The organism is Arcobacter suis CECT 7833 (genome assembly GCF_003544815.1).
GTDB lineage: Bacteria > Campylobacterota > Campylobacteria > Campylobacterales > Arcobacteraceae > Aliarcobacter > Aliarcobacter suis.
This window is the reverse complement of record NZ_CP032100.1, coordinates 2,470,976-2,483,239: the sequence shown is the minus strand read 5'-3', so window position 1 is coordinate 2,483,239 and position 12,264 is coordinate 2,470,976. Positions and strand designations below refer to the sequence as shown.

The following is a 12,264-nucleotide window of genomic DNA, read 5'->3' as shown; positions in this document are numbered from 1 at the left end:
ATTAAAAATGATTAGAATTCCTATTGAATTGAAATTCAATATAACCATAAAATAAACCATAACTTGTTACAATCCACCAAGAAAAAATGAAGGAAAAAAATTGAAAACTATAAGTGTTGCTCATTCACCAGATGCTGATGATATTTTTATGTATTACGCCATTAAGTTTGGTTGGGTAACTGCTAAAGATGCTAAATTTGAAAATATAGCCGATGATATAGAGAGTTTAAATCAAGCAACTTTAAAAGGTCAATATGACATTTGTGCAATCTCTTTTGCTTTATACCCATTTGTTAAAGATGATTATGCACTATTAAAAACAGCTGTTTCTTTTGGCCAAGGATATGGTCCAAAACTGATAAAGAAAAAAGGGACAGTTTTAAAGAAAAACTTTAAAGTAGCTCTTAGTGGAGAGTTCACAACAAATGCTTTATTATTTAAAATCGCTTATCCAGATGCAAGAATTACTTATTTGAATTTTTTAGAAATTGAAGAGGCTGTTTTAAATGGAACAGTTGATGCAGGTGTTTTAATCCATGAATCAATTCTGACATATAATCAAGAGTTAGAAGTTGAAAGGGAAATGTGGGATATTTGGGTTGAATTAAGTGGCGCAGATTTACCACTTCCCCTTGGTGGAATGTGTTTACGTCGTTCAATTCCACTTCATGATGCAATAGATTATGAAAATACTTTAATAAAAGCTGTTGATGTTGCAAATAAAAATAGAAAAGTTCTATCAAAAATGCTTCTTGAAAAAGGACTAATAAGAGTAAATGCTGAAACTTTAGATAAATATTTAGATTTATATGCAAATGATGATTCAGTAAAAATGAGTGATATTCAGTATAAAGCTTTAGATAAGTTATATGAATTAGGATACAAAAATGGTTTTTATGAAAATCTTGTAAAATCGCAAGATTTTTTAATTCCATCTGAATATGAAGAGTTAAGAGCAAAATAATTTATGTTAAATAATATAAAAACAATAGATTTTAAAAAATATTCTTCAATAAAAATAGGACCTGTTTTAGAAGTTTTAGAAATAAATGAAATAGGCAATTATAGTGAATATGAAATCATTGGTCGAGCAAATAATTTATTAATTTCACCAAATACAAATAAAAAGTTTGCAGTTTTAGGTGAAGCCTTTGATTATATAAAACAAGAGGGAAATTTACTTTATGTTGGATGTGCTACAACTTCAGGTAAACTTCTTACATACACAAGAAATAATAATATCGCGAACTTAGAGTTTTTAGCAAAATTACCTGGAAATTTGGGTGGTTTAGTAAAAATGAATGCGGGACTTAAATCTTGGGAAATGTTTAATTATATAAATAGTATAAAAACAAAAGATGGATATATAAAAAAAGAAGATGTAACTTTCTCATATAGAGAAACAAAAATAGAAACAATAGTTTATGAAGTTGTTTTTAATATTGAATATGGATTTTCTAAAGAGATGCTAAAAGAGTTCAATAAAATGAGAGATAATCAACCTCATGTTCCAAGTGCTGGGTCTTGTTTTAAAAATCCAAAAGGCGATTTTGCAGGAAGATTAATTGAAGCAATTGGTTTTAAAGGTATAAAACAAGGTGATATGAGTTTTTCAGAACAACATGCAAATTTTTTAGTAAATTATGGTGATGGAACTTTTGAAGATGCGATATATCTGATAGCAGAAGCAAAGAAAAAAATAAAAGAAGAGTTTAGTATAGATATAGAAGAAGAGATTATTATTTACAAGTAAAATTAATTTATTTATGTTAGAATGCAGGCTTTAAAAATAATGTAAGGTTTTTTAGTGAAGAATTTAGTAATAGTGGAGTCCCCAGCAAAAGCGAAAACAATATCGAAATTTTTAGGTAGTGATTATACAGTAATGGCCTCAATGGGTCATGTAAGAGACTTACCAAAATCTCAATTAGGGTTTGATCCAAATGATAACTTTAAACCAAAATATTTAGTATCAACAGATAAGAAAAAAGTAATAAGTGATTTAAGAAAACATATAAATAAAGATACAACCATTTACCTAGCGGCCGATGAGGATAGGGAAGGGGAAGCAATTGCTTGGCACTTAATTCCTGCACTAAAAATCGAAAAAAATCCTATAAAAAGAATTGTATTTCATGAAATTACAAAAGATGCAATTTTAGAAGCACTTGCTCATCCAAGAGATGTGGATCAACATTTAGTTGATGCTCAACAAGCAAGACGTATTTTAGATAGAGCCGTTGGATATGAACTTTCACCACTTTTGTGGAAAAAAGTAAGATATGGTTTAAGCGCAGGTCGAGTTCAATCTGTGGCTGTTCGAATCATAGTTGACAGAGAAAATGAAATAAGAGCTTTTATTCCAGAAGAGTATTGGAGAGTAAAAGCTGATTTTATGAATCCTGAATTAAAATCAGAACTTGCAAAAATAGACGGAAAAACATCAAAAGTTTCAAATGAAGAACAAGCTTTAAAAATTGAAGCTTCATTAAACCAAGGTATTTACAAACTTATAGATATTGAAGAAAAAGATAGCACTAGAAATCCAGCTGCTCCATTTACAACTTCAACACTGCAACAAGAAGCAAGTAGAAAACTTGGACTTTCAGTAAAACAAACAATGATTGTAGCTCAACAACTTTATGAAGGAAATGTAGGAAATATCCCAGGTCATACGGGTGGTTTGATTACTTATATGAGAACTGACTCATTAAACCTTTCAACAGTTGCTACAAGTGCTGCAAAAGCAGTAATTGAAGAAGAATATGGAAAAGAATATTCTCTTCCAAAACCAAGAGTTTACAAATCAAAAGCAAAAGGTGCACAAGAAGCCCATGAAGCAATAAGACCTGTAAATTTAGCTTTAAGACCAAGTATGATTAAATCTTATGTTGAAAATATTCAATATAAACTTTATAGTTTAATTTGGAAAAGAACATTAGCTACTCAAATGGCAGTTGCAAAAATTGCAAATACAACATACAAAATTGAAGCAGGAAAAAATAAAGAGTTTGAATTTCAAGTAAAAGGTCAAAGAATTATTTTTGCTGGATTTATGAAAGCATATACAGAAGGTAGTGATAATCCAGAAGCTGCACTTGATAGTACTGAAAAAATCTTACCAAATGTAGAAGTTGGAACAATTTTAGAGTTAGAAAACTTAGAATCAGAACAAAATTTTACAAAACCACCTGCTCGTTATACAGAAGCATCACTTGTAAAAAAACTTGAAAGTGAAGGAATTGGACGTCCATCAACTTATGCTCCAACAATTTCAACAATTCAAGCAAGAGAATATGTAACAAAAACAGAAGATAAAAAACTGATTCCAACACCAACAGGTGAAGTTGTAAATAGTTTTTTAGTTGATCATTTTTCTGATATTGTAGATTTAGGATTTACAGCAAAAATCGAAGAAGAGTTTGATGAAATTGCCCTTGGAAAAATTGCTTGGGAAGAAGTGATGAGAGATTTTTATGGAAATTTCAAAAAAACTATTGATGAAAAAGAGACTAGCGTAAATAAAGAAGATTATTTGCAAGTGCGAGAAATTGGAACTGATCCAAAATCAGGAAAACCTGTAAGTGCAAGAGTTGGAAGATTTGGACCATTTATTCAAATTGGAACAAAAGATGATGAAGAAAAACCGAAATTTGTAGCAATTCCGGATCACTTAAATATGGACACAATTACATTTGAAGAAGCAATGTTTTTATTTACACTTCCAAGGGTTGTTGGAATGGATCAAAATGGTGATGAAATTAAAGCAAATATTGGAAGATTTGGACCATATTTACAAGTTAAAACAAAATATTATTCATTAAAAACTGATGATCCATATACTGTAGATGTAAATAGAGCCTTAGAGATTATAAAAGATTTAGATGAAGTAAAAGAAAAATCAACAATTAAATCGTTTGATAAAGAAAAAATCCAAATTTTAATAGGTCAATATGGACCATATATTAAACAAGGTAGAAAAAACTTTAAAATTCCAAAAGGAACTGAAGCAAATGATTTAACTCTTGAGCAATGTTTAGAAATAATAGCAAAAGATTCAAAATCTCCCAAAGCAGGAAGTTCTAAAAAAACTACTACAAAAAAAGAACCTGTTGCAAAAAAAACAACAGCTAAAAAAACTACAACAAAAAAGAGTGTTAAGTAATAAATCATGAAAATTGGCATATTATCAGATAGTCACCTAAAAAGTGACTATACGAAAGAAGTTATTGATTTTTTAAAAGAAATCAATAGCGAATATTTAGTGCATGCAGGTGATTTTTGTATTGAAAAAAATCTTGAACATTTAGAAGAATCAGGATTAAAATATATTGCAGTATTTGGAAATAATGATAGAAACTTACTTCATTTATCATCTAAATACAATATCAAACAAGAACCTTATTATTTTAAAATCAAAGATATAACTTTCAAACTTATGCATTTACCTTATCATTTAACCCCCGATAGTGATGTAATTATTTTTGGTCATACACATATTTTTGAGTGTGATTATAAAAATAAAACTCTATTTTTAAATCCAGGAGAAGTGTGTGCAAGAGAAAAACCTCTAATAGAGTGTTTACAACTAGAGATTAAAGAAAATGAGTATATAATCACGCGTTTTTTTAAAAATATTAATGAAAAATTATTCCAAAAAGAAGAGTATAAATATGAGCGAAAATAAAATTTATTTATGTGCAATATCAAATATAGAAAGTGGTACTTGTAACGAAGACTGTAAATTCTGTACACAAAGTGTTAAATATAAAGCAGATATTCAAAGATACAGAAGAAAAGAAGTTGAAGATATTGTAAAAGAAGCAATAATTGCAAGAAAAAATAGAGCAATAGGTTTTTGTTTAGTAACAGCAGGAACTGGACTTGATGATAAAAGATTAGATTATGTTTGTCGAGCGGCAAGTGCTATTAAAAAAGAACTTGGTGATGAGTTATCACTAATTGCATGTAATGGAATTGCTACTTTAGATCAATTAAAAGAGCTAAAAAAACATGGAATTGAAAACTACAATCACAATTTAGAAACGGCTCAAGAGTTTTATAATGAAATTTGTACAACACATCCTTGGGAAGATAGATACCAAACTTGTCTAAATGCAAAAGAAGCTGGTCTTCAATTATGTACTGGTGGAATTTTTGGACTTGGAGAAACTCAAGAGAATAGAATTTCAATGTTAAAATCAATCGCATCACTTGAACCAATGTCAGTTCCAATTAACTTTTTCCACCCAAATGAAGCACTTCCTATAGTTAAAAATTCAATTACAAGAGAAGAAGCATTTGACTTAATCAAGCTTTCACGAGAGTATTTACCAAATCAAATGATTATGATTGCTGGTGGTAGGGAATTGATGTTTAAAGAGCAAGAGTATGATGTATTTAAATATGGAGCAAATGCTTTAGTTGTTGGAGATTATTTAACAACAGCTGGAAAAACTGCACAAGAAGATATTGATGCTATTGAAGCTTTAGGTTACACAATTGCACTTGATTGTAAAAGTAGATAGTAGTTTTTAAATAAAAAGATAGATTATATTTTTTTAATCTATCTTTTTTAAATTAGTTTTTTTTCGTAATAGTGATTAGATCATCTTTGTAATCAACTTCAAATTTTGAAGGTTTATCAATTAACTCAATTGCAATTCTATAATATCCCTCTTTTTTATGATTTCCAACGGCAATCTTTTTAAAAGTTTGAGATTCTAAATTCTCTTTTTTTGTATTAAATTCGACAATTCCCTTATAATCAATAATAATTTTATTTTCTTTATCAACAGAAAACTTTTTTGAAACTTTATGCTCAGAATGTATTATAAATTTATTATCATTGTATTCAACTTTCAAGTAAGGTAAAATATTTTTAGTTAATAAAGATTCTTCATCTGTAACATCAGCTCTTGGTTTCACATAAACAACCTGAGTTGGTTCTGTTGTTTTTTGAACTTCTTTTTTAACTAATTCTTTTGCTTTTTGTTCAGTTTGTTTTTGTGTTTTTTGAATTAAAGAATCAACTTCTTTTTTTGAATAACCAGTTGTTGGAACAGTTTTATTTATATTCTCTTCAACTTTATTTTTACTCTCACCTTGCCCAGAAACATTAGACATTTTTTCTTGCATTTCTTTAATGTAAGGAGTTTCTTCCATAGATTTTCTTACTGCATTTTCATCCATTCCCACAATCTTTCCAACTTCATCTTCAAAAGCATCAGTTGGTTCAAATGGATTCTCTCTAGCATTTAGATTTAAGGCTAAAATAACTGTTAATACAAATAAAAATAAAGTTTTCATTCTTCTGGCTCCAAGTTTTTTAATTCAAAATACTCTTTTTGTAAATAAGCATTTTCTTTTTGCAATCTCAAAATCTCTTCTTCGAGATACTCTTTTTTATATTTCAAAGAATTATAAACTTGTAAAGAGTTATCCCCAAAAAGAACATTAGTTGCGTGATATGAAAGATAAATAGTTAGCACTAAAGAAAATAGGGCAACTACTATAAACTTGTTATATGCACGCATTTTTTGCTTCATCAATCATTACTATTTTTTAAAAGGTTCTTTCCCTAAGTACTCACTATAACCGATTTCTGAACCAATTTCAAGAAGTCTGTTATATTTTGCAATTCTATCACTTCTTGCAGTACTTCCCGTTTTTATTTGTCCACAATTTAATGCAACAGCAAAATCAGCAATAAATGCATCTTCACTCTCACCACTTCTATGTGACATTACACAATTATAGTTATTTCTTTGAGCAAGTCTTATAGTTTGCATAGTTTCACTAACTGATCCAATTTGATTTGGTTTAATTAAAATAGAGTTTGCAATTCCTTTTTTAATACCTTCTGCTAAAATTGAAGCATTAGTTACAAATAAATCATCTCCAACTAATTGAACTTTATGTCCTAAAGTTTCAGTTAATATTTTCCATCCATCCCAGTCATCTTCACTTAAACCATCTTCAATTGAAACGATTGGATATTTTGAACATAAATCAGCATAATAAGCTACTAATTCAGCAGATGTTAATTCTCTGTTTTCCGATTTTAATACATAAAGTCCTGCATCATTAATTAATTCAGAAGCAGCAACATCAAGAGCAATAGCAACTTGTTCACCAGCTTTATATCCAGCTTTTTCAATAGCTGTCATAATAACTGTAATTGGTTCTTCGTTTGATTTTAAGTTTGGAGCAAATCCACCCTCATCACCAACAGCTGTACTTTCACCCATAGAATCAATAACTTTTTTTAAGTGTTGATAAATTTCAGCAGTTGCTCTTAATCCATCATTAAAGTTTTCAAAACCAACAGGCATAATCATATATTCTTGGAAATCAACAGAGTTATTTGCATGTTCTCCACCATTTATGATATTAAACATAGGAACAGGCATAGTCATCGCATTTGCCCCACCTAAATATCTATATAATGGAATTTGTAATGAGTTTGCAGCAGCACGAGCTGTAGCCATTGAAACACCTAAAACGGCATTTGCACCAAGATTTGAATAGTTATGAGTTCCATCAATATCTTTCATTGTTGCATCAATTTCTGCTTGATTAAATGGACTTAATCCAATTAATTCATTTGCAATTGTAGTATTCACATTTTCAACAGCTTTTAAAACACCTTTTCCTAAGAATCTATTATCACCGTCTCTTAATTCTAAAGCTTCTCTTTTCCCTGTACTAGCACCACTTGGTACTATTGCGCTACCTTTTGTACCATCACTTAATATTACTGTTGCTCTTACAGTTGGATTTCCTCTTGAATCTAATACTTCATCAGCGTACACATTATCGATAAATACCACGTAGGTCTCCTATATTCATAATTTGTATAGATTATAGCTAAAATAAATTTGTTGTTTGCTTTTGTAGTTTTTTGAATGAGATAATTTTGTAGGTTTTTTTAATCAAAGAAGAAAATCTTCTTTGATTTATTTATTCATCTAAGTCAGCTGCATCTTCAAGTTCATCTGAACTACTACTTATTAATGCATCATTAATTCCCATAGATTCAAGAATCTTTTTCTCAATTTCTTTCGCTATTTCAGGATTGTCTCTTAAAAATACTTTTGAATTTTCTCTTCCTTGCCCAATTTTTGAATCTCCATAAGAGAACCAAGCACCAGCTTTATCAACAATGTCAAGTTTAACACCATAATCAACTAATTCTCCAGTTTTTGAAATACCCTCACCAAACATAATATCAAATTCTGCTAATTTAAACGGAGCTGCAACTTTATTTTTTACTACTTTTACTTTTACTCTATTTCCAATTGAATTTTCACCTTGTTTAAGTGTTGCAATTCTTCTAATATCAAGTCTAACTGATGAGTAAAATTTAAGAGCATTTCCACCAGTTGTTGTTTCTGGACTTCCATAACCTGTCATTCCAATTTTCATTCTTATTTGGTTAATGAATATAACTGTACAATTCATTTTATTTAATAAACCAGTGATTTTTCTTAAAGCTTTAGACATAAGTCTTGCTTGAACACCAACTTGTTGGTCATCCATATCACCATCAATTTCAACTTTTGGAGTTAAGGCAGCAACCGAGTCAATTACAACTAAATCAACAGCACCACTTCTAATTACTGTTTCTAGAATTTCTAAAGCTTGCTCACCAAAATCTGGTTGAGAAACAAGTAAGTTATCTGTATCAACACCTAAGTTTTTTGCATAACCAACATCTAAAGCATGCTCCGCATCAATAAAGGCACAAACTCCACCAGCTTTTTGAGCTTCAGCAATCGCATGAAGAGTAAGTGTTGTTTTACCAGAAGATTCAGGTCCATAAACTTCAATAACTCTTCCTTTTGGAAGACCACCAACACCAAGTGCTAAATCTAGTCCTAATGAACCTGTACTAATAGTTTCAGTTGGAACTACAACTTTGTCACCAAGTCTGATAAGAGTTCCTTTTCCAAATGTTTTGTCTATTTGTTTAATTGCCAAGTCTAATGATTTTCTTTGATTGTCATCCATGTTAATTCCTGTATTAGTTTATTCTTAATTTTATGTTGGGATTTTAGCAGATTTTTTACAAGCTAAGGATTTTTATTACAATTTGCAATATTTTTTTGTATTAACTCTCTTCTTTTTCTTTTTGTTCAATCTTTTCAATATTTTCTATAGTTTTAATATGAGAATTTACTCTTTTTTTCATTGTATGAGATTTGATATGTTTTGCAAGAATTTTTGTATATTTTTTGTAATTTCTTGAATCTTTTTCAAGTGTTGTCAATTTTTTTTGTATTTTTATAATATCTTCTGGAATAGAACTATTTTGCATATTTGAAAAGCCTTTTAAAATGTTTTTGTAGATTATTACATATAGAAGATTAAAATATAAATTAAATGTAATCTTTGCTATTATATAAACAATAAAATAAAAATAAAGGCATTTCAGATGTTTAATGATAAGAATATTTTAATAACTGGTGGTACGGGTAGTTTTGGTAAAAAATATACGAAGATTTTACTTGAAAAGTATAGACCTAATAAAATTATCATTTATTCACGGGATGAACTTAAACAATATGAAATGTCACAAGAATATAACGATAAATGCATGCGTTATTTTATTGGTGATGTAAGAGATGGTGAAAGATTAAAAAAAGCTATGAAAGATGTAGATTTTGTAATTCATACAGCTGCTTTAAAACATGTACCAATTGCAGAATACAATCCAATGGAGTGTATTAAAACAAATATTTATGGTGCACAAAATGTAATTGATGCTGCCCTTGATAATGGAGTTTCAAAAATTATTGCACTTTCAACTGATAAAGCTGCAAATCCTGTTAATCTTTATGGAGCTACAAAATTAGCTTCTGATAAACTTTTTGTTGCTGCAAATAATCTTGTAGGAACTCAAGATACTCAGTTTTCAGTTGTACGATATGGGAATGTTATAGGAAGTAGGGGGTCTGTTGTTCCATATTTTCAAAAGCTATTACGAAATGGAACAACTTTTTTACCAATTACTGATGAAAAAATGACTAGATTTATGATTACACTTGAAGATGGTGTTAATTGTGTACTTAAAAACTTTGAGAGAATGCAAGGTGGAGAAATATTTGTTCCAAAAATTCCATCTATGAAAATAGTTGATTTAGCTGATGCAATGGCTCCAACTTTAGAAAGAAGAATTATTGGAATAAGACCTGGAGAAAAACTTCATGAAATTATGTGTCCTGCTGATGATAGTCATTTGACTTTTGAATTTGATGATCATTTTGTAATTGCTCCAACTATTACTTTTACAAAAAGAAGAGATTACGACCACAATATTCTTGGAGAACAAGGACAAAAAGTAGTTCAAGGTTTTGAATATAACTCAGGAAATAACAAAGAGTGGTTAGAAAAAGATGAGTTATTAAAGTTAATAAAAGAGATATAAATGAATTTCATACCTTATGGAAAACAAACTATTAGCGAAGACGATATAAATAGTGTAATTGAGATTTTAAAATCAGATTTTTTGACAACTGGTCCAAAAGTAAAAGAATTTGAAGAAAAAATTGCTTCTTATTGTGGTTCAAAATATTGTGTTGCTGTATCAAATGGAACAGCAGCGCTTCATTTAGCCTCTCTTGTTTTATTAAATGAAAATGATAAAGTTCTAACAACTCCAAACTCTTTTTTAGCAACTTCAAACTCTATTTTATATGTTAATGCCAAACCTATTTTTGTGGACATCAAAGAAGATGGAAATATAGATTTAAATTTATGTGAAGAGGAGCTAAAAAAAGATTCTTCAATAAAAGCTATTTATGTGGTTCATTTTTCAGGAAATCCAGTAAATCAAAGAAAATTAAAATATTTAAAAGAAACTTATAATATAAAAGTTTTAGAAGATTGCGCTCACTCAATTGGTGCAGTATTTGAGGGAATAAAAGCTGGAAGTTGTATAAATAGTGATTGTTCAATTTTCTCTTTTCATCCAGTAAAACAAATAACTACTGGTGAGGGTGGAGCAATTACAACAAACTCTAAAGAGTTATATGAAAAACTTTTACTTTTAAGAGGTCATGGAATGAGTCCAAGAGCTGATATCGCTCCTTGGCACTATGATATGATTGAACTTGGATTTAATTATAGATTAACTGATATTTCATGTGCTTTGGGTTTATCTCAAATAAAAAAACTTGATAGTTTTTTATATTTAAGACGTGCAATTGCTAAAAGATATGATGACTTTTTTTCTAAAATAGATTTTATAAAACCTTTATATACTTTTACAAATAATAGTGCTTATCATTTGTATGTAATCAAAATAGATTTTGAAAAACTCAATATTGATAAAAAAGAGTTTGTTTTAAAAATGAGAGAAAATAATATCGGTTTACAGCTTCATTATATTCCTATAAACAAACAACCATATTATAAAAATTTAGGCTTTGGAGATGAAATTACACCAGTGATGGATGAATATTATAAAAAAGCTATAAGTTTACCTATTTATCCAAATTTAACCCACGAAGAACAAAATTATGTTTGTGAAAAGATATTGGAAATTTTAAAATGAACAAAACAGTAGCAATTATTCCAGCTCGTGGTGGAAGTAAAAGAATTCCTAGAAAAAATATAAAACTATTTCATGGAAAACCTTTAATAGCTTACAGTATAGAAGTTGCATTAAAATCTAAGCTTTTTGATAAAGTTATTGTTTCAACTGATGATGAAGAGATAGCAAAAATTGCTAAAGAATATGGAGCTATTGTTCCATTTATGCGTCCAAAAGAGTTAAGTGATGATTTTACGGGAACGGGAGCGGTTGTAAATCATGCTTTAGGGTATTTAAAAAGTGTTGGTGAAACTTATGATTTTGTTTGTACTATTTATGCAACGGCTCCTTTTTTAGATGAAAAGTATTTGATTGAAGGGCTTGAAAAATTAAAAAACTCAAGTGCAAAAAATGCTTTTTCTTGTACATCAATGCCATTTCCAATTCAACGAACATTTAAAATAACAAAAGATGAAAAATGTGAAATGTTTTGGCCTGAGAATTTTTCTAAAAGAAGTCAAGATTTAGAAGAGGCTTATCAAGATGCAGGACAGTTTTATTGGATAAATTTTAATATAAAATCAGATGAGATTATTTTTGGCAGAGACTCCATTCCAATTATTCTTCCTAGATTTCTTGTTCAAGATATTGATACACTTGAAGATTGGAACCGGGCTGAATATATGTATGAAGCTATTTTAAGAACTAAAAAATCATAGGTCAAAATT

General features: G+C 29.1%; 13 protein-coding genes. 8 read left to right on the top strand and 5 right to left on the bottom strand.

The window, feature by feature from the left end; genetic code table 11:
* Nucleotides 1-100: 100 nt before the first annotated feature.
* The 5 genes from ASUIS_RS12750 to ASUIS_RS12730 are packed head-to-tail and all read left to right on the top strand — an operon-like array spanning nucleotide 101 to nucleotide 5,528.
* Entirely contained in the window at nucleotides 101-964 is an 864-nt protein-coding gene (locus ASUIS_RS12750) for a menaquinone biosynthesis family protein (RefSeq protein WP_118887459.1), read from the top strand.
* A gap of 3 nt (nucleotides 965-967) precedes the next feature.
* Nucleotides 968-1,753, top strand: coding sequence for a UDP-N-acetylmuramate dehydrogenase (locus tag ASUIS_RS12745; RefSeq protein WP_118887458.1), 786 nt, complete (start codon nucleotides 968-970; stop codon nucleotides 1,751-1,753).
* A 54-nt stretch (nucleotides 1,754-1,807) separates the two neighbouring features.
* Nucleotides 1,808-4,165 (top strand): type I DNA topoisomerase, encoded by a 2,358-nt coding sequence (gene topA / locus ASUIS_RS12740; protein ID WP_118887457.1) that lies wholly within the window; start codon nucleotides 1,808-1,810, stop codon nucleotides 4,163-4,165.
* 6 nt (nucleotides 4,166-4,171) lie between these two features.
* Nucleotides 4,172-4,687 (top strand): YfcE family phosphodiesterase, encoded by a 516-nt coding sequence (locus tag ASUIS_RS12735; RefSeq protein ID WP_118887456.1) that lies wholly within the window; start codon nucleotides 4,172-4,174, stop codon nucleotides 4,685-4,687.
* A complete protein-coding gene (locus ASUIS_RS12730; RefSeq protein WP_118887455.1) occupies nucleotides 4,674-5,528 on the top strand; it encodes a biotin synthase in 855 nt (284 codons plus the stop codon). Before ASUIS_RS12735 ends, ASUIS_RS12730 begins: the two co-directional genes overlap by 14 nt.
* A gap of 52 nt (nucleotides 5,529-5,580) precedes the next feature.
* On the opposite strand, the gene ASUIS_RS12725 is transcribed toward ASUIS_RS12730, so the two are convergent.
* The 5 genes from ASUIS_RS12725 to ASUIS_RS12705 all read right to left on the bottom strand — a co-directional run bounded on the left by ASUIS_RS12725 (nucleotide 5,581) and on the right by ASUIS_RS12705 (nucleotide 9,319).
* Nucleotides 5,581-6,309 carry an AMIN domain-containing protein gene (locus ASUIS_RS12725; protein ID WP_118887454.1) on the bottom strand — a complete coding sequence of 243 codons (729 nt, stop codon included), beginning with the start codon at nucleotides 6,307-6,309 and terminating at the stop codon, nucleotides 5,581-5,583.
* Nucleotides 6,306-6,548, bottom strand: coding sequence for an FtsB family cell division protein (locus tag ASUIS_RS12720; protein ID WP_118887453.1), 243 nt, complete (start codon nucleotides 6,546-6,548; stop codon nucleotides 6,306-6,308). Before ASUIS_RS12720 ends, ASUIS_RS12725 begins: the two co-directional genes overlap by 4 nt.
* 9 nt (nucleotides 6,549-6,557) lie before the next feature.
* Entirely contained in the window at nucleotides 6,558-7,832 is a 1,275-nt protein-coding gene (eno, locus tag ASUIS_RS12715) for a phosphopyruvate hydratase (protein ID WP_118887452.1), read from the bottom strand.
* A gap of 130 nt (nucleotides 7,833-7,962) precedes the next feature.
* A complete protein-coding gene (gene recA, locus ASUIS_RS12710) occupies nucleotides 7,963-9,012 on the bottom strand; it encodes a recombinase RecA (RefSeq protein ID WP_118887451.1) in 1,050 nt (349 codons plus the stop codon).
* 100 nt (nucleotides 9,013-9,112) lie between these two features.
* Nucleotides 9,113-9,319 (bottom strand): hypothetical protein, encoded by a 207-nt coding sequence (locus ASUIS_RS12705; protein WP_118887450.1) that lies wholly within the window; start codon nucleotides 9,317-9,319, stop codon nucleotides 9,113-9,115.
* A gap of 117 nt (nucleotides 9,320-9,436) precedes the next feature.
* Between ASUIS_RS12705 and pseB the strand changes: the two genes are divergently transcribed.
* Genes pseB through pseF form a run of 3 tightly spaced genes read left to right on the top strand, consistent with a single transcriptional unit; the run spans nucleotide 9,437 to nucleotide 12,255 of the window.
* Nucleotides 9,437-10,429: a UDP-N-acetylglucosamine 4,6-dehydratase (inverting) gene (pseB, locus tag ASUIS_RS12700; protein WP_118887449.1), complete on the top strand. Its 993-nt coding sequence runs from the start codon at nucleotides 9,437-9,439 to the stop codon at nucleotides 10,427-10,429.
* Nucleotides 10,430-11,557 carry a UDP-4-amino-4,6-dideoxy-N-acetyl-beta-L-altrosamine transaminase gene (gene pseC / locus ASUIS_RS12695; RefSeq protein WP_118887448.1) on the top strand — a complete coding sequence of 376 codons (1,128 nt, stop codon included), beginning with the start codon at nucleotides 10,430-10,432 and terminating at the stop codon, nucleotides 11,555-11,557.
* Nucleotides 11,554-12,255, top strand: a complete 702-nt coding sequence (gene pseF / locus ASUIS_RS12690) for a pseudaminic acid cytidylyltransferase (protein WP_118887447.1) — start codon at nucleotides 11,554-11,556, stop codon at nucleotides 12,253-12,255. The genes pseC and pseF overlap by 4 nt, the downstream gene beginning before the upstream one ends.
* Nucleotides 12,256-12,264: the final 9 nt, after the last annotated feature.

Coding starts and splice junctions, on each gene's coding strand:
- pseC (WP_118887448.1), top strand. CDS start 10,430: ATGAATTTCATACCTTATGGAAAACAAACTATTAGCGAAGACGATATA.
- pseB (WP_118887449.1), top strand. CDS start 9,437: ATGTTTAATGATAAGAATATTTTAATAACTGGTGGTACGGGTAGTTTT.
- ASUIS_RS12725 (WP_118887454.1), bottom strand. CDS start 6,309: ATGAAAACTTTATTTTTATTTGTATTAACAGTTATTTTAGCCTTAAAT.
- pseF (WP_118887447.1), top strand. CDS start 11,554: ATGAACAAAACAGTAGCAATTATTCCAGCTCGTGGTGGAAGTAAAAGA.
- ASUIS_RS12720 (WP_118887453.1), bottom strand. CDS start 6,548: ATGAAGCAAAAAATGCGTGCATATAACAAGTTTATAGTAGTTGCCCTA.
- ASUIS_RS12705 (WP_118887450.1), bottom strand. CDS start 9,319: ATGCAAAATAGTTCTATTCCAGAAGATATTATAAAAATACAAAAAAAA.
- ASUIS_RS12745 (WP_118887458.1), top strand. CDS start 968: ATGTTAAATAATATAAAAACAATAGATTTTAAAAAATATTCTTCAATA.
- recA (WP_118887451.1), bottom strand. CDS start 9,012: ATGGATGACAATCAAAGAAAATCATTAGACTTGGCAATTAAACAAATA.
- ASUIS_RS12735 (WP_118887456.1), top strand. CDS start 4,172: ATGAAAATTGGCATATTATCAGATAGTCACCTAAAAAGTGACTATACG.
- ASUIS_RS12730 (WP_118887455.1), top strand. CDS start 4,674: ATGAGCGAAAATAAAATTTATTTATGTGCAATATCAAATATAGAAAGT.